Genomic DNA, 17,206 nt, shown 5'->3' with positions numbered 1-17,206 from the left:
ACCAAAACAGGCATTCTGGATTCAGGCAAAATGGCATCAGCCTACAGCTAAGCAGCAGAAGCACTTCTCACCTCATCTAGGAATGCGTTGACCTGATGTCGCAAATAGTTTGCCTGTTCCAGCAGTTGCTCAGAGGACTGGTTGACTTGCGCCGCCGCATCGTTTGTAGCCTGCGTTGCATGCGTTACATTGGTAATGCTGGATGAAACTTCCAGTGTTCCTGTAGAGGCTTGCACCACGTTACTTGCAATCTCCTGCGTTGCTCCATCTTGCTGATCAACAGCAACCGCGATTTGAACGGATGCTTCCGACAGCTTCTGGATCATGCCGGAAATTGACACGATTGCAGAGACAGCCTCTTCCGTATCCAGTTGGATCTGCGAGATCTGCTTGTCGATTTCCTCGGTTGCTTTTGAAGTTTGCCCCGCAAGCTCTTTCACTTCCGTTGCAACAATCGCAAAGCCCTTACCAGCAGCGCCTGCGCGTGCGGCCTCTATTGTTGCATTAAGTGCAAGCAAGTTGGTTTGCTCCGCAATTGCCTGAATGATTGCAACTACATGGCTAATCTGCTTTGCGGATACCGCAAGCCGCTCCACACGCTCGTTTGTAAGAGCTGCTTCCTTCTGCACCATCGCCGCCATGTCGTTTGAGCTAGAAACCTGCCGCGCAATTTCTGTAACAGAAGCAGCTAGTTCCTCTGCAGCAGCGGCAACCGCTTCTACGTTCTTTGTCGCTTCCTCAGAAGCAGCAGCAACTTGCATGGTCTGCTGCGAGGTATCATTTGCAGTTACCTGCATTGAGTTAGAAACTCGGGTCAGCTCGTCACTAGAAGAGGCTACGACGTTCAAAACTTCAGAGATATTCTGATCAAATGCCTCGCATAGCTTTTGAATACGCTCACCGCGCGCCATTGCCTGCTCTTGATGTTTTTGCTGCTCGGCAACCAGAGCAAGGCGATCTCTTTCATTTTCAACGAATACAGCAACAGCCTTTGCCATAGTTCCGATTTCGTCCTTACGGCTCTGCCCTGCAATCTCTAACGAGTAATCACCTTTCGAGATCGCCTCAACCTGTTGCGTCAGCGTTGAAATTGGGCCCGAAAACGAACGCCCTATGAAGAAGCAAGCAGCGCCGATTACGATAAGGATCACGCAGAACTTGGCAGATTCACTCAAGCCAGTCGCCCAAAGCTGCTCGTCAATAGAGCTTAGATGAACGCCCGCACCGAGCACCCAGCCCCAAGGTTCGAAATGTTCGACATAGGACAACTTATCGTGGATTTCACCGTCCGCACTGCGCCAAGCATAAGCAACATAATCACTGTTGTTGGCTCTTGCTGCTGCAACAAAGTTAGCGATGTGCGTTTCACCGTTTCCATCCAACTCCTTGGCCATACTGGTGCCTTCGGAATTTTGCTTAGCTGGATGCACAACGGCCACGGAGTCATGATCGAAAACGAAAACGTAGTTATCACCCTCGAACCGGATACCTCTAATGGTGTTACGAGTTCTTTCGATAGCTTCCGCTTCGCTAAGTTCGCCTGCTGTAAACTGCTGATAGTTGACCCGCGCAACGCTAATCGCTGCTTCTACGACAGTTTGAGCTTCCTCACGTTTGGTCTCAGTAAGCTCATACTTGAGCAAATACAGTTGGTTCACCAGCATCAAAACCATTCCAGTAACGACAATCACCAGAATGGACATTACTTTTGCAGAAATTGACCTTAATGACATAATGCCCCCTTTCACTCCCCAGAGCAATTAAGAGTCCTCGCAGGAGGCGTTCGCCATACGCATCATTTCGCATACCTCGAAGTGAACAATCACCTTTCAACTAAAATTTTAGGAAATTTTCTTCCATTATAGACTTTGGAACTACAATATTTTTTCAATTACGCGCAATTATTGCATCAAGTTGAACTAATTTTCTTGAACGTAATTTCGCGTATAATCAGACAAGCGAGCGCATTGTTCACTGACAGCGCGCCAGAGAACAGCGAAGTTTCAATGAAAATTGTAAGTGAAAATGGCGCCCTTAGAGACTACAGCTTATCGCGAATGCTGTAATACAACATGCCCAGCACCATGAGCGGCCAGCGTAGATGACGACCGCCTGGGAAGATGTGCGTCGGCACCTTTTCCATCAAGTCGAAACGACTAGCCTGCCCGTCAATAGCTTCCGCCACGATCTGTCCTGCCAGCGTTGCCATCGCAACACCGTGGCCTGAAAACCCGCTCGCACTCAGAATATTCGGCGACATTTTTGCAAAGTACGGCATGCGATTGAGCGTAATGCCGAGCGTTCCGCCCCAGCCGTAATCGATGCGGACATCTTTAAGCTGCGGGTAAACTTCCAGCATAGGTTTGCGGACAAACTCTTTAATGTCACTAGGGAAATTAAAGCTGTAGTTTTCACCGCCACCAAACAGCATCCGCCGGTCCGCAGAAAGCCGATAGTAATTGATCACGAAACGGGAATCTGCAACGGCCACATCATCACGAATAAGCTCGCGGGCAACGTCTTCGGAAAGCGGCTCCGTTGCGATGATGAAGTTGTTCATCGGCATAACGCGGGCAGCTATCTTGGGTTCGAGCTTATCGACATAACCATTGCAAGCCAGAACGACAAACTTGGCTTTTAACCTGCCTTTTGCAGTTTCTATCGTTGCAGGTTCTCCCTTCTGCAGTGCTGTAACGGGTGATTTTTCATAGATCGTAACACCAGCATCACTACAGGCTTTCGCCAGCCCCAGTGCGAAGTTGAGAGGATGCAGATGCCCTGCATCATCATCCAGTGTACCGCTGTAATAGTTGGTCGTCCCAACCATCTGGCACACCTCGTCACGATCCACGTAGCGAATATGCTCATAGCCGTAGTCGTTCTGAAGCTTCTCAGCGAGTGCCTTGCTATCCTTGGAATAGCTTTTCTTGTGATCGGTATAGAGCAAACCAAGTTTCAGATCGCACTGGATATTATGCTTGGCGATAAGGTCCTTGGAGACCTTCTTACTTTCCTCACCAATCTTCCAGAGCTTATGGGCCTCTTCAATGCCCACCATCTCTTCCAGCTCGAATTGGTCTTTACGTTGACCAGACCCGAGTTGCCCGCCATTGCGACCAGAAGCGCCCCAACCAACGCGGTGGGCTTCGAGGATGGCAACTTTGTAGCCGCGCTCGGCTAGGTGCAGTGCTGTCGAAAGGCCGGCATAGCCGGCGCCTACGACAGCAACATCACACGTTTCCTCCCCCTCAAGAGCTGGAAACTCTGGCAACATATGCGCTGTTGCTGCGTAGTAAGACTGCGGGTAGGTGCCCGGAACATCATTGCTGTACAGAAAACTCGCAGACACCTTAAACCTCGTCTAAAAGTCCGTTGACGCTAAGCCTGCGCAGCAAACCAACTGCGCCGCTATAGAGTCAACTAAATCAAGCCCTTAGCTTTCACTGCTTCGAGTGTTAAATCAAGCGCTTTATGTGCTTTAGCAACCAGCTCATCAATTTCTTCCTTGGTGATGACCAGCGGCGGAGAAATGATCATGCTGTCGCGAACGTGGCGCATAACAAGACCGGTTTCAAAGCAGAAATCACGGCAAATAGTACCAACAGTTCCGGTTTCTGCAGCAAACGGCGCGCGGGTTTCTTTGTTTGGAGAAAGCTCCAAAGCACCAACCAAGCCACAGATGCGAGCTTCACCTACCAGCGGGTGGTCAGCAAGCATCATCCACTTTTCGGCAAGGTAAGGACCGGTCTCATTGGCCACCTTCTCGATAATACCTTCGTTTTCGAGAATCTCCAGATTGGCGAGTGCTGCAGCACAAGCAACCGGATGTGCTGAGTAGGTGTAACCGTGGTTAAAATCACCACCGTTTTCAATGAAGCCTTCTGCAACTCGGTCGCTCACCAGCACCGCACCAATCGGCAGATAACCGGAAGACAAACCTTTCGCGATTGGCATGAGATCTGGCTTGATATCGAAGGTTTGGGAGCCGAACCAGTTGCCGGTACGGCCGAAACCGCAGATCACTTCATCGACCACCAGAAGAATGTTGTATTGCTTACAGATACGCTGAATTTCAGGCCAGTAGGTATGCGGAGGAATAACCACGCCGCCTGCGCCTTGAATTGGCTCAGCGATAAAGGCTGCAACGTTTTCTGCTCCAACCCGTTTGATCTCGTCTTCAAGAGCCTGCGCACGCTGAATGCCAAACTCGGCAGGAGACATGTCACCGCCCTCACCGTACCAGTATGGCTGGTCGATGTGGTTGATGTCAGGAATTGGAAGCCCGCCTTGTGCGTGCATTGCTGTCATGCCGCCAAGGCTTGCACCGGCCATAGTGGAACCGTGGTAACCGTTCTTGCGGGAAATGATGATCTTCTTGGAAGGCTCACCCATGCTTGCCCAATAGTGACGCACCATACGCACAACAGTGTCGTTGGCTTCAGAACCCGAGCCAACAAAGAACACATGGTTCAAATGCTCCGGTGCCAACTTTGACAGCTTCTCCGCCAATGCAATTGCTGGCGGATGAGAGGTCTGGAAGAACGTGTTGTAGTAAGGCAGTTCCTGCATCTGGCGGTGCGCGGCATCGATAATTTCTTTGCGGCCATAGCCAACGTTCACGCACCAAAGACCAGCCATACCATCAAGAATCTTGTTGCCGTCTGTATCCCAAAGGTACACGCCGTCAGCGCGGGCGATAATGCGCGTACCCTTTTCATTCAGCGCCTTGGTATCAGTAAACGGATGCAGATGGTGCGCTGCATCTTTTGCCTGAAGAACTGCGGTTGGTAGGTTGTTGGCGATGTGGTTCATTGAGACAGCCCTTCCCTCTGACTGAAACTATATAAATCAAACGGTTAGTAGAAGATGTTCACGTTCCCAAGGCGTGCAGACGCGCATGAACTCTTCAAATTCGTGATACTTGATGGTGGAATAAACGCTTACAAAATCCGGCCCGAGCACCTGATGCAGCGCCTCGTTCTTTTCCAAGCGAAGCAGACTGCTATTGATAGAGCGTGGTAGCTCGTGCGGTGCTGTGTAGGCTTCACCCACAAAGGCAGCGCGTGGCTTAACCTTATTGATGATGCCCAAATATCCGCAGGCAAGGCTGGCAGCGATTGCAAGATATGGGTTTACATCAGCCCCCACCACGCGGTTTTCAACCCGTCTTGCCTCTGGTCCTGAATTTGGAACGCGAAGACCTACAGAGCGGTTGTTTTCCGCCCACTCCAGATTGATTGGTGCTGACGCATCCGGCACTAAGCGGCGGTAGGAATTAACGTAGGGCGCAATCATACTCATGACGTCTGGCATGTAGAGCTGCTGCCCGCCAAGGAAGTGATAGAAGAGCTCGTTGGCCTCACCATTTTCGTTAGAAAAGGCGTTCTTGCCGGTCTCTGCATCCACCAGTGACTGGTGAATGTGCATGGCGCTGCCAGGTTGATTATCCATAGGCTTTGCCATGAAGGTAGCGTAGCAATTCTGACGGAAGGCGGCCTCTCGGATCAAACGCTTGAAGACGAAAATCTGGTCTGCAAGATCGAGCGGATCACCATGAATGAGGTTGATCTCGATCTGAGCTGCACCGCCTTCTTGGATAACCGTATCGATCTCCAAACCCTGCGCCTCGGCAAAGTCATAGATATCTTCAATAACGCGGTCATATTCATCAACTGCTGCGATAGAAAACGCCTGACGGCCCACACTCTGGCGACCGGAACGGCCAACTGGCGGCTCCAATGGGTCATCGGGATCCGTGTTCCGCTTTGTCAGATAAAACTCAAGCTCTGGCGCAACAATCGGCTTTAAACCCATTTCCGCAAAGTGCCGCACGACACGCTTGAGAACGTTTCGCGGTGCACACTCAACAGGCGTTCCATCGAGATTATAAAGATCGTGAATGACCTGCAGCGTTGGGTCGTTTGCCCACGGAACGGCGCGAACCGTTGAAAGGTCCGGCACCAACTTAAGGTCCACCTCAGTCAGATAGTCCTCGCGTTCCAAATCAACATAGTCGCCGGTAATAGACTGAAAGAAAATAGAGATCGGCAGAAAAGTCGGCTTGAAATCCTTGAACTTTCCCGATGGCATCGCCTTTCCTCTAGCGACTCCGGCAAAGTCCGCAATGACACATTCTACCTCATCGATGTGGCGTACATTCATCCACTCCAACAGCTCTTCATTGGTTTTGAGGCCATGGGGGGATGCGCGCAAGGCTACAGGCTGTGCTTCGGACATTGTATTGCTCATCTGCTCACTTGATTTCGCATAGCGGAAAGAAACGGAACGGCAGAGCACGCGACGCAGCCATCAATGACAGAGCGGCATAGCGTGTTTTTACCTATACTATTTTGTGATCACATTTTGCAGAATGTCAACCACCGACCAACGGATAAGACGGTATTGCGGGAGCAATAGAGGGCGCTCTTACAACCACACGAGCGCAGAGAGGCAACAGCTTATTATAGATAAACGCGGGCCGATTTATCTGCCTAGCGAGTGTGCACCGCATCAGACATGAAGTGCATACCTTGGCCGATATCCGCCAGAATCGCAGCCCGTAGCGCCTGCTCGTCACGCGCGCGAAGGGCATCGATGGCCTGACGATGCTGGTCTTCCAGATTCGCAGTTCCATAGCGCCCGTAGACCAAACGCATAAAAGGGCCGAACTGAAGCCAGAGACTTTCAACAAGCCCAAGCATGATTGGTGATTTGGCCGCCGAATAGATGAAGAAATGGAACTGATGATTGCCGCGCATATAGCCTTCAACATCGCCATTTAGCAGCGCATTATCGATGAGGCCGTCAATGCGGGCGAGCTCTTCTATATCGCGCTTCTCGAGGTTTTTCATCGCTCGCACCGCCAATTCTGGCTCCAGAAGGCGGCGGGACAATGAAAGCTCCTCATAGCTTTCTTGCGTCATCAAAGGCACTGAAACGCGTCTGTTTCCGTGCATCTCCAGCGCTTTTTCAGCGATCAGACGCCGCACAGCTTCACGCACTGGCATGGCGCTGACATCAAGATCTTCCGCCAGTCCGCGCAGCGTGACAGCCTTACCCGGAAGGAAGCCGCCAAACAGAATGCGTTCCTTGAGGTTCTGGTAGATTCGCTCATGTACGGTAGGTAAGTTGAGCTTTTCTTTTGCAGTCGGCGTCTTTTCTATAGTCATTACGCACTTATAAGATGCATCGGCGAAAGTTTAAAGATTTTTTGATCACAAAATATTGCGCATGACGTTTGGATGTGTTCATAATTCGTCTACGTAGAAAATATTACGGGGAACAATTAGCGTATCTACGATTACCGGAAACGGTTGTTTGGAGGGGAACAACACATGAAAAAGACTTTAGCGGGAAGCCACATTGTTGCGGGCGTGGCCCTTGGTGCCATGACCCTTGCTTCTACAGCTGCAATGGCTGAAGGCAAGCTGCACATCTTTAACTGGTCCGACTATATCGACGAAGCAGTCATTGAAGAGTTTGAAGCTGAAACCGGCATTGACGTCACTTATGACGTTTTCGATTCCAATGAAATTCTGGAGACCAAACTGCTTGCAGGCAGCACAGGTTACGACCTTGTCGTTCCATCTGGCGCCTTTCTTGCGCGACAGATTCAGGCTGGCGTTTTCCAGAAGCTCGACAAGAGCGCCCTGCCAAACCTCTCCAACATGTGGGACGTGGTAAGCGAGCGTACCGACATTTATGATCCGGGTAACGAGTACTCCATCAACTACATGTGGGGCACAACCGCGATTGGTTACAACGAAGGAATGGTCGCTGAGCGTCTTGGCGACATGCCAGTTGATAGCTGGGAAATCTTCTTCAACCCAGAAATGCTGGCGAAGCTGAAAGATTGCGGCGTTTACGCGCTTGATGCACCGACTGAGCTCATCCCAGCGGCTCTGCGCTACCTTGGCCTGAACCCAGACAGCCACGACAAAGCCGACATTTTGAAGGCGTCTGAGCTGCTGCAGAAGGTTCGCCCATACATCCAGAAATTCCATAGCTCCGAGTACATCAACGCTCTTGCTAACGGCGACATCTGCCTTGCAGTGGGTTGGTCCGGTGATGTTTTCCAAGCGCGTGACCGTGCAGCCGAAGCTGAAAACGGCGTTTCCGTAAACTACGTCATCCCTAAAGAGGGTGCGCTGATGTGGTTTGACCAGATGGCAATTCCAGCTGACGCGAAAAACGTCAAAGAAGCGCACATCTTCCTTGATTACATCATGCGTCCAGACACCATCGCCAAAGCGTCCAACTACGTTTACTACGCGAACGGCAACAAGGCTTCTCAAGAACTGCTTGAGGAAGACGTGATTGGTGATCCTGCTGTTTACCCAACACCAGAAGCACTCGCAAACCTTTATGTAACAACACCTTATCCGCCAAAAATCCTGCGCGTTGTTACCCGTGAGTGGACCACGATCAAGTCCGGTCAATAACTCCTGAATGTGAAGAAGAGGAAGGCTCGCAAAAGAGCCCTCCTCTTTACCGTCTGCACGTTAAGACACACGCATGCCTTTGAAGGCGTGCCAGCTTTCAGGATCACCCATGGAAACTATTGTAAAATCCAACCAGCAGCAGGTCTTTGCACCTTGGACAGACCCGCAAAACAAGCCGCTTCTGCGCTTTGAAAACGTAACCAAGAAGTTCGGTGATTTTACCGCCGTCGATAACCTTACACTGGACATTTATGAACGCGAGTTCTTCGCACTTCTTGGCCCGTCCGGCTGCGGTAAGACGACGATGATGCGCATGCTCGCAGGGTTTGAGCTGCCAACCACTGGCAGAATTCTACTGGGTGATAACGATCTAAAAGACACCCCGCCGCATAAGCGGCCGGTGAACATGATGTTCCAGTCCTATGCGCTCTTTCCGCATATGTCTGTTGAGCAGAACATTGCCTTTGGACTGAAGCAAGACAAGCGGCCGAAACAGGAAATTAAAGAGCGGGTAGAGGAAATGCTCTCCCTCGTTCAGTTGGAAGCGTTTGCTAAGCGCAAGCCTCACCAGCTCTCCGGCGGGCAGAAGCAGCGTGTCGCGCTAGCCCGTTCTCTTGCCAAAAAACCAAAGCTCCTTTTGCTGGATGAACCCCTCGGCGCGCTTGATAAAAAGCTGCGCGAGCAGACCCAGTTCGAGCTGATGAACATTCAGGAAAAGCTCGGCATGACCTTTGTGATCGTTACCCACGATCAGGAAGAGGCCATGACCGTTGCAAGCCGCATTGCAGTGATGGACCATGGCCGCATCAAGCAGGTCGCTACACCTGCCGAAATCTATGAGTATCCGAACTCTCGTTATGTCGCGGACTTCCTTGGTGATGTGAACATTGTAGAGGGCCGCGTTGGCGTCACAACAGGCGAAACCGCAAGCCTCAATTGGGCAGAGGGCCAGAGCCATCTTGCAGTTTCCACTAAGGAGCGCCCACAAAGTGGCGACACTGCATGGATAGCAGTTCGTCCTGAAAAAGTTCGCATTTCCAAAGAGATGCCCGAAGAGGCTGATAACTGCCTTCAAGGTGAGGTTTGGGATATCGGCTATACCGGCAACATCTCTACCTACCACGTTAAGCTTGCCAACGGACAGATGATCAAAGCGCAGGTGGCAAACCGCCAGCATCTGGCTAACCGGCCTATTACGTGGGAGGATTCCGTCTACGTTTACTGGGAAAAGGGCGCTGGCGTCCTGCTGCAGTCATAGGAGGCAAGACCATGGCTGTAACCCAACCTGCCGATTTAGTTGAAACGGAAGAGGTATCAACCCAAGCGCAGGAAGGCATAGGGCAGAAGGTCCTTATCGCTGTTCCTTATGTCTGGCTGCTTGTTTTCTTCCTCGCCCCGTTCTTTATCGTCTTTAAAATGTCGCTGTCCGACATTGCGATTTCCATTCCCCCTTACACACCAACATTCGATTTGAGTGAGGGTTGGGATGGACTTGTTGCACTCTGGAATGCGCTCGATCTTGAAAACTACGTTTGGCTGACCGAAGACGACCTATATTGGAAGTCCTACGTGAGCAGCCTTAAGGTCGCTTCCATTTCCACCTTGCTGGCGCTGCTGATCGGCTATCCGATCGCCTACTCCATGGCAAAAGCTCCATCGGAATGGCGCTCTACCTTGGTGATGTTGATCATCTTGCCGTTCTGGACGAGCTTCCTGATCCGCGTTTATGCATGGGTGGGCATTCTCAAGAAAGAAGGCTTCCTCAACTACGCGCTAATGTGGCTGGGTGTAATTGATGAACCACTCACGATCCTCAATACAAACACCGCCGTTTATATCGGCATCGTTTATTCCTACCTGCCATTTATGGTGCTGCCGCTCTATGCCGTTCTTGAAAAGATGGATGGCGCTTTACTGGAAGCGGCAAACGATCTTGGCTGCTCGCCGATCAAAACCTTCTGGATCATCACCATTCCGCTTTCTCTGCCGGGTATTATCGCAGGCTGTTTCCTCGTGTTCATTCCGGCGGTTGGTGAGTTTGTTATCCCAGACCTTCTCGGTGGCTCCAACACGCTGATGATTGGTAAAACCCTCTGGACAGAGTTCTTCTCTAACCGAGACTGGCCTGTAGCCTCCGCCGTTGCGGTCATTCTCCTATTGCTTTTGATCATCCCGATTGTGCTGTTCCAGAAGCAGCAGGAAAAGCAGATGAAGGAGGATGGCTAATGTTACGCTTTAACTGGCTGAACGCGACAACGCTGACACTGGGCTTCGTTTTCCTGTACCTGCCGATCTTGCTGCTGATCATTTATAGCTTCAACGAGTCCCGCTTAGTCACTGTTTGGGCGGGATTTTCTACCAAATGGTACGGCTCCGTCTTCCAGAATGAAGACTTCATCAACGCTGCATGGGTAACAGTGCGCGTTGGCGTAATCTCGGCAACCATCGCCACTGTTCTTGGAACAATGGCGGCACTCATGCTTAGCAGAGCCGGGCCTTTTCTGGGGCGCACGCTGTTCTCCGGCATGATCTATGCGCCGATGGTTATGCCAGAAGTGATCACCGGCCTTTCCCTGCTACTGCTCTTCGTTTCCATGGACTTCACCCGTGGGTTCTGGACCGTCACAATCGCTCATATCACCTTCTCCATGTGTTACGCGGCTGTGGTGGTTTCTGCCCGTCTTGTGAGCTTCGAAAAATCCTATGAAGAAGCTGCGCAGGATTTGGGCTGCACCAAGTTTTCCGCCTTCATGCAGGTGACACTACCAATCATCGCGCCTTCTGTCGCCGCGGGGTGGTTGCTTGCCTTCACTCTCTCCCTCGACGATCTCGTCATCGCATCCTTTGCGTCTGGACCGGGAGCAACAACGCTGCCGATGAAGATCTACTCGCAGGTGCGCATTGGCGTTTCACCGGAGATCAACGCCCTCTCCACCATTTTGGTGGCTGTCGTCTCGATCGGCGTTATCACCGCCTCCCTTGCAATGAAACGGGCGGAAGTGAAGCGCAAACGGGAAGAGCAACTGGCATTCGCTGGGTAAGGGAGCTGCATTATGTCCGATACACTTGATCTGGAAAAGCAAGGCTCATCGCTGGACGAATACTCCCAGTCCGACCTTGCCTTTACCCGCGATACGCCGCTGGGAACGTTGGCAGAGCCATCCTACTCTGGCGCGCTTAGCTTTATGCGTCGACAGTTCTCAAAGGATTTAAAAGGCGCAGATGTCGCCGTATTTGGCATTCCTTACGACTTGTCAGTCAGCAACCGCCCCGGCGCACGCTTTGGCCCCCGCGCTATCCGGCAAGCTAGCTCCATCATGGCTTGGGACCGCGTTTGGGGATGGCCGTTTGACCCGTTCGACAAGTTGAAGGTGGTTGATTTTGGTGATCTCGCCTTCGATCCGGGGTATCCATCTGACATCCCCCACGCCTTGTCAGCCCAGACGTTCGGGATGCTCTCCAAAGCGAAGACGACGTTGATGCTCGGCGGCGATCACTTTAGCAGCTATCCGGTTTTGAAGGCCCACGCACAAAAGCACGGCCCTCTTTCTCTGGTACAGTTTGATGCGCACAGCGACACTTGGGCTGACGATGGCGATGGCCGCATCGACCACGGAACGATGTTCTACAAGGCGATCAAAGACGGCATCATCAATCCAGATACATCCATTCAGGTTGGCATCCGCACCAACAATGACGAGCCGCAAGGAGTAAAGACCCTCTCGGCCCGTTGGCTGCGAAAGAACGGGGCTGATGCGGCAAGCGAGGAAATTCGCCGCCGTGTTGGTGATACGCCTGTCTACATCAGCTTTGATATCGACTGTCTGGACCCTGCCTATGCGCCGGGTACTGGTACCCCTGTTGTTGGCGGGCCAACCACGGGCGAAGTTCGCGATATTCTTCGTGGACTTGAAGGCATCAATCTAAAAGGAATGGATGTCGTGGAAGTCTCCCCTTCCTACGATCACGCAGAAATTACAGCGCTTGCTGGGGCAACCATAGCGCTGGACCTTCTATGCATCTACGCAACAAGAAAATAAGGCCTAGCGCCGTGTACCGAAGCACTTTTGCCTGCGGTACAAATCAGCAATAAAGCGAGGAAATATGCTGGTTCTTGCAGATACCAACGCAGACACACAATCGTTTGCCGAGGAAGCAAAGGCATTCATTGCCGCAAACCCTGACATCAAGAAGATAGAAACACTCTACCAAGGGTACTGCGGGCCTCTTCGCGGTAAATGGCTGCCAGTCTCAGCGCTTTCCAAGCTGGCTAAAGGTGAGGTGCGCCTGCCTGTTTCCACGGTAGCGCTGGACGTTTGGGGTAACGACATTCCAGAAACCGGCCTTGCCATTGAGCGCGGTGATCCAGATGGGGCGTTGATACCGGTTCCCGGTACGTTGAAGCGGGTTCCGTGGGCGCATTCTCCAACCGCGCAGGTACTGGTTTATCTGGCTGACCTAGATACGGGCGAGCAGAGCATCTATAACCCACGCGCTGTTCTGCATGAGGTCCAGCAACGCTTCGCCAAAAAAGGCCTCGTGCCGGTTATGGCGACAGAGCTTGAGTTTTATTTCGTCGACGCAGAACGCGATGAAAACGGCATGCCACAGCCACCGCTTATTCCCGGCCGCAAAGAGCGTCTTTCAATCAGCCAGATTTATGATCTCGATATCATGGAGGGCTTTGCGCCTATTCTGGAAGAGATCAACGAGATCTGCGCCGCCCAAGGTATTCCGGCTGACACAACCATCGCGGAGTTTGGCCTAGGGCAGTTTGAGATCAATCTGCTGCACGTCGCTAATGCCATGACAGCAGCTGAGAACTGCATTCTCTTTAAACGTGTCGTTAAGGCAGTAGCCCGCAAACACGGTATGGATGCCTGCTTTATGGCAAAACCTTACAAAGGCGAGTCCGGCAATGGCTTCCATGTTCATTGCAGCGTGCAGGACCTTGAAGGGAACAACATCTTCGATAGCGGCACAGAAGAAGCAAACGATACCCTGAAGAGTGCGGTTGCTGGCCTAGTAGAGACCATGCAGGACTTCCAGCTTATCTTTGCACCGCACGCGAACTCTTACCGCCGCTTGCAGCCAGCTTCCTACGCACCAACGACACCATGTTGGGGCTACGATCACCGCGCGGCTGCCGTGCGAGTACCGGAAACCAAGGGCAAAGGCGCTCGACTGGAACACCGCGTCTCAGGTGCGGATGCCAACCCGTATCTCGTGCTGGCCGCTATCCTTGAAGGCATGATGCAAGGCATTGAAGCAAAGATGGATCCGGGCAAACCGGTTGAAACGCTTGAAGATGTCGCGGCCCTCAAGCCTCTTGCAGCCAACTGGGAGCTTGCCATTCATAACTGGCAGCACAGCAATTACACGCGCAACCTCGGTTCCTGCGAATTCTACGAGGCTTACACAACAAGCCGGATAAGCGAGCACGCGATTTTCGCTGAAACCGTGACACAGTTTGAGTGCCAGACCTATCTTCAAAAGGTCTAGTCATCCTAATTATACTTTAGTATCAAGCTATATAATATGAGCCGCAAAGACCTATCCCTGTTCCTTGCGGCTCATACACTTACTACCCTGCATATATTTAGGAAAATGATTTCAAAAATGGCTGGATAAATCTGTTTTTTCTTTTTTGAAATCCATAATTAGAAAAATTAGTCATGCCTAGAGCCCCTTTTAGAATAGAATTCGTCTCTTATTTCTGATTAATTCATTAGTCATAGGCAGAGACAAACGAGTGCAAGAAGCTCATCTTGCAATCGGGCATATAAAATTCTCGGTCATGTTTTGGGGGCAAAACACTATGAAGAAAAGCAGTACAGCTGGCGTATTCGGTCTTGCAGTGGCAAGCGTCGTTGCTTTTTCCGCTCAAGCCAAAGAGCTTAAATTCAACAACCCACTTCCAGAATCCCGCCCAGAAACGCAAGAACTCATCAAGTTTGCAGATGAAGTTGCCGCGAACTCCGGCGGCGAGCTCGGCATCCGCTTGTTTAACGGCGGCTCCATGACCCTCAAGAACGCAGATCTGCTGCGCACGCTTCCACGCGGTGTGGTTGATATGAGCCTTCTGTGGGCCAACTATCTCGGCCGCGATGCACCTGCGCTCAGCACCGTGTTGGTTCAGGGCTCCATTGGCAATGTTGAAGAACTGGAAGCAGCCCTTCCTGTCGTTAAAGACATCTATGCCAAGGAGTTCGACAAGTGGGGCGTGAAGACTGTTGGTAACCTCGCAATTCCGATGCTTTATGCAAGCGTTTTCTGCCGCGATGAGCCAGTGCGTACGCTAGACGACCTGAAGTCCAAGAAGCTGCGTGTTTGGTCCAAAGATCAGGTGATGACCTTCACCAAGCTCGGCGTTTCGGCCCAAATTATCAATCAGGACGAGATGTACATCTCTATGAAGACCGGCGTGGTTGACTGTGCCCTTTATCCGGCGCTCTACGCCCACACTGCTTCGCTTCAGGAAACCGCCAAGTACGCGTCCTACCTCTATCCGATTGCGGCAGGCCCTTACACTCTCGGCATGGCGACCTCCAAATGGGATGCCCTTTCTGAGGAAGAAAAGGCAGCATTGCAGCAGGCCGCTGACAACGTGTGGGAGCGCACCAACGAATACTCCAACGACCTTCAGCGTGAAATGGCTGCTCGCGAAAAGCTGGGCGAGCAAGGCGTGACCTTCCTTGAGGACTTCCCGCAGGAAGACCGCGACCTGTTCCTTTCCACCGTATCTGGCACTTGGAAAGAGCTGACTGATGAAGCTGGTGGCGATGCTCCTAAATACCGCCAGCAGGTACTGGAAGCACTCGGTCGCTCATAAGCTAACTGAGAAACAGCGCTCGAAAACAATAAACTCAGGCGGCGGGCATTACAGAAGCCCCGCCGCTTCTCCCCCTAATGGAGCGTGCTCTTCGTGATCCTTAAAACACTTGAATATGCAGAGCGCGGGCTGGACTATCTGGCCCGCTTTGCTGCCTTCATCTCTGCGCTTGCCGTTAGCAGCATCATCGTCGTGATCTGCGTCAGTGTATTTATGCGCCGCGTTGCCAGCACCCCGCTTTACTACGGGGAGGAACTGGTCGGCCTACTGCTCAGCGTAACAATGATGTGCGCCCTGCCCTTGGTCACCAAACGCGGCGCGCATATTCGGGTGACGCTGGTAGTGAACTATCTAAGCGAGCGTGGCCAAGCCTTGATGGCACTCTTCGCCATACTGGTATCCCTCACCTTCTTTTTATGGATGCTTTGGGAAGCTGTGCCGTGGATGGAATTTGCAATGCGTCTCGACATCAAGTCGGAAGTTGCAGCCATTCCACTGGTTCCTTGGATGATGGTGTTCCCCGCCATGTTCTCACTGACAGCACTTATTCTTGCCGTTCAGTTTTTACGAAATCTGGCCCAAATCCTTTTGGGTGGGCCACAAGACCACGGCACCCAAACCGGCGGACATAATTGATGTTCTGGACCACGCTTCTTTCTGCACTAACAATCACCGCCGCAACCGGTGCTGCCCTTGGCGCGGCACTAGGCATTACCGGTATGATTATTCTGCACTTCTTTGTAGGCGGAGCGACAGCGCTCGCCCTCGACGCAGTGTGGAATGTCTTTAACTCGTTCACCTTGAGCGCTATTCCGCTCTTCATCATTCTGGGTGAAATTCTACTGCGCAGCGGGTTGTCCGAACGTGTTTATTCCGCCCTAACACCTGCGTTCACCAAGGTGCCGGGCGGCCTGCTGCACACCAACATTGTCGTTTGCACCATCTTCGGCGCTGTCAGCGGTTCCAGCCTTTCAACGGCGGCCGCCATTGGTTCCGTCGCCTATCCGGAAATGACAAGCCGCGGTTATAGCCGTAGCATGGTTGTTGGTAGCCTTGCAGGTGGCGGTACACTGGGTCTTCTAATTCCGCCAAGCCTGTCATTCCTCATCTTTGGCGCGTTGACTGAAACATCCATTGGCCGCTTGTTCTTGGCAGGCATCGTACCCGGCATCATGGTTGCGGGTCTGTTTATGACCTACATTCTCATCCGCTGTTTGATGAACCCATCGCTATATCCTCGCGAGACAACTCATCTTCCAGTGATGAAGGTTTTGCGCGGGGCACTCCAAATCTGGCCAATTCTGGTTTTGATCTTCGCCATTATGGGCAGCATCACCTTTGGCTGGGCAACACCAACGGAAGCTGCAGCCATTGGCGTCGCCGCCGCTGTGATCGTTGGGTTTGTCTGGGGTGACTTCACTCTTAAAAAGCTATGGGACTCCATTTACCACTCAGTTCAGCTCTATGCTGCCATTGGTTTGGTTCTTATCGGCGCAACCATTCTTGCCCAATCCGTTGCCTTGCTTGGCATCCCGCAGGATGTGTTGGAGGCAGCAACCAGCAGCGGTCTTAACCGTTATGGCATCCTCTTCATGGTGGTGTTGGTCTATCTCATTCTCGGCTGCTTCTTTGACGGCCTGTCGTTGATGATTATGACCCTGCCAATCGTCTTTCCGCTTTTGACAGGATTGGGCTTCGACCCGATCTGGCTCGGCGTGATGATTACGATCATGATCGAAATTGGCCAGATTACTCCACCAGTTGGTTTGAACCTCTCGGTTCTCAGCTCGCTCACCAAAAACCAAGTCACACTTGGTCAGGCCGCGATTGCCTCGATTCCATATTGGCTGATCTTCCTGCTCGCGCTGGTCATTCTAACCGCCGTACCACAGATCGCCCTGTTCCTGCCTAATCTCCTCTTCTAATGCAAAGG

Annotated in this window: 14 protein-coding genes; 9 read left to right on the top strand and 5 right to left on the bottom strand. The window is 52.0% G+C overall.

What is annotated here, in order from left to right; all coding sequences use genetic code 11:
- Positions 1-47 precede the first annotated feature (47 nt).
- The 5 genes from E1162_RS12575 to E1162_RS12555 all read right to left on the bottom strand — a co-directional run bounded on the left by E1162_RS12575 (position 48) and on the right by E1162_RS12555 (position 7,169).
- On the bottom strand, positions 48-1,733 hold the full coding sequence (locus E1162_RS12575) for a methyl-accepting chemotaxis protein (protein ID WP_155131405.1): 1,686 nt from the start codon (positions 1,731-1,733) through the stop codon (positions 48-50).
- A gap of 308 nt (positions 1,734-2,041) precedes the next feature.
- Complete coding sequence (locus E1162_RS12570) at positions 2,042-3,349, bottom strand: NAD(P)/FAD-dependent oxidoreductase (protein WP_371311928.1); 1,308 nt, start codon at positions 3,347-3,349, stop codon at positions 2,042-2,044.
- 71 nt (positions 3,350-3,420) lie between these two features.
- Positions 3,421-4,812, bottom strand: coding sequence for an aspartate aminotransferase family protein (locus tag E1162_RS12565; RefSeq protein ID WP_155131402.1), 1,392 nt, complete (start codon positions 4,810-4,812; stop codon positions 3,421-3,423).
- Positions 4,813-4,848: 36 nt separating this feature from the next.
- A complete protein-coding gene (locus E1162_RS12560) occupies positions 4,849-6,237 on the bottom strand; it encodes a glutamine synthetase family protein (protein ID WP_257098946.1) in 1,389 nt (462 codons plus the stop codon).
- A 254-nt stretch (positions 6,238-6,491) separates the two neighbouring features.
- Positions 6,492-7,169: a GntR family transcriptional regulator gene (locus tag E1162_RS12555; protein WP_155131396.1), complete on the bottom strand. Its 678-nt coding sequence runs from the start codon at positions 7,167-7,169 to the stop codon at positions 6,492-6,494.
- A gap of 165 nt (positions 7,170-7,334) precedes the next feature.
- Between E1162_RS12555 and E1162_RS12550 the strand changes: the two genes are divergently transcribed.
- From E1162_RS12550 to E1162_RS12510, 9 genes are all read left to right on the top strand, one after another.
- Complete coding sequence (locus E1162_RS12550; RefSeq protein ID WP_155131393.1) at positions 7,335-8,441, top strand: polyamine ABC transporter substrate-binding protein; 1,107 nt, start codon at positions 7,335-7,337, stop codon at positions 8,439-8,441.
- Positions 8,442-8,550: 109 nt separating this feature from the next.
- The gene (locus E1162_RS12545) at positions 8,551-9,699 is read left to right on the top strand and encodes an ABC transporter ATP-binding protein (protein ID WP_155131390.1); all 1,149 of its coding nucleotides are present in this window, start codon (positions 8,551-8,553) and stop codon (positions 9,697-9,699) included.
- Positions 9,700-9,710: 11 nt separating this feature from the next.
- Positions 9,711-10,667: an ABC transporter permease subunit gene (locus tag E1162_RS12540; protein ID WP_155131387.1), complete on the top strand. Its 957-nt coding sequence runs from the start codon at positions 9,711-9,713 to the stop codon at positions 10,665-10,667.
- Complete coding sequence (locus tag E1162_RS12535; RefSeq protein ID WP_155131384.1) at positions 10,667-11,482, top strand: ABC transporter permease; 816 nt, start codon at positions 10,667-10,669, stop codon at positions 11,480-11,482. Before E1162_RS12540 ends, E1162_RS12535 begins: the two co-directional genes overlap by 1 nt.
- A 12-nt stretch (positions 11,483-11,494) precedes the next feature.
- On the top strand, positions 11,495-12,481 hold the full coding sequence (speB, locus tag E1162_RS12530; protein WP_155131382.1) for an agmatinase: 987 nt from the start codon (positions 11,495-11,497) through the stop codon (positions 12,479-12,481).
- Between the two features lie 64 nt (positions 12,482-12,545).
- Entirely contained in the window at positions 12,546-13,943 is a 1,398-nt protein-coding gene (locus E1162_RS12525; RefSeq protein WP_155131379.1) for a glutamine synthetase family protein, read from the top strand.
- A 316-nt stretch (positions 13,944-14,259) separates the two neighbouring features.
- Positions 14,260-15,273, top strand: coding sequence for a TRAP transporter substrate-binding protein DctP (gene dctP, locus E1162_RS12520; RefSeq protein WP_155131376.1), 1,014 nt, complete (start codon positions 14,260-14,262; stop codon positions 15,271-15,273).
- Positions 15,274-15,366: 93 nt separating this feature from the next.
- A complete protein-coding gene (locus tag E1162_RS12515) occupies positions 15,367-15,909 on the top strand; it encodes a TRAP transporter small permease (protein WP_155131373.1) in 543 nt (180 codons plus the stop codon).
- The gene (locus E1162_RS12510) at positions 15,909-17,198 is read left to right on the top strand and encodes a TRAP transporter large permease (RefSeq protein WP_155131370.1); all 1,290 of its coding nucleotides are present in this window, start codon (positions 15,909-15,911) and stop codon (positions 17,196-17,198) included. Before E1162_RS12515 ends, E1162_RS12510 begins: the two co-directional genes overlap by 1 nt.
- Positions 17,199-17,206 lie beyond the last annotated feature (8 nt).

This window comes from Pseudovibrio flavus, from assembly GCF_009711345.1.
Lineage (GTDB): Bacteria > Pseudomonadota > Alphaproteobacteria > Rhizobiales > Stappiaceae > Pseudovibrio > Pseudovibrio flavus.
Note: the sequence above shows the minus strand (reverse complement) of the source record. Positions and strands in the feature narration are given on the sequence as shown.

What these genes read in the sequence shown, in the direction of transcription:
- E1162_RS12575 (WP_155131405.1), bottom strand. Translation starts at nt 1,733, where the DNA reads ATGTCATTAAGGTCAATTTCTGCAAAAGTAATGTCCATTCTGGTGATT.
- E1162_RS12565 (WP_155131402.1), bottom strand. Translation starts at nt 4,812, where the DNA reads ATGAACCACATCGCCAACAACCTACCAACCGCAGTTCTTCAGGCAAAA.
- E1162_RS12560 (WP_257098946.1), bottom strand. Translation starts at nt 6,237, where the DNA reads ATGTCCGAAGCACAGCCTGTAGCCTTGCGCGCATCCCCCCATGGCCTC.
- E1162_RS12555 (WP_155131396.1), bottom strand. Translation starts at nt 7,169, where the DNA reads ATGACTATAGAAAAGACGCCGACTGCAAAAGAAAAGCTCAACTTACCT.
- E1162_RS12550 (WP_155131393.1), top strand. Translation starts at nt 7,335, where the DNA reads ATGAAAAAGACTTTAGCGGGAAGCCACATTGTTGCGGGCGTGGCCCTT.
- E1162_RS12545 (WP_155131390.1), top strand. Translation starts at nt 8,551, where the DNA reads ATGGAAACTATTGTAAAATCCAACCAGCAGCAGGTCTTTGCACCTTGG.
- E1162_RS12540 (WP_155131387.1), top strand. Translation starts at nt 9,711, where the DNA reads ATGGCTGTAACCCAACCTGCCGATTTAGTTGAAACGGAAGAGGTATCA.
- E1162_RS12535 (WP_155131384.1), top strand. Translation starts at nt 10,667, where the DNA reads ATGTTACGCTTTAACTGGCTGAACGCGACAACGCTGACACTGGGCTTC.
- speB (WP_155131382.1), top strand. Translation starts at nt 11,495, where the DNA reads ATGTCCGATACACTTGATCTGGAAAAGCAAGGCTCATCGCTGGACGAA.
- E1162_RS12525 (WP_155131379.1), top strand. Translation starts at nt 12,546, where the DNA reads ATGCTGGTTCTTGCAGATACCAACGCAGACACACAATCGTTTGCCGAG.
- dctP (WP_155131376.1), top strand. Translation starts at nt 14,260, where the DNA reads ATGAAGAAAAGCAGTACAGCTGGCGTATTCGGTCTTGCAGTGGCAAGC.
- E1162_RS12510 (WP_155131370.1), top strand. Translation starts at nt 15,909, where the DNA reads ATGTTCTGGACCACGCTTCTTTCTGCACTAACAATCACCGCCGCAACC.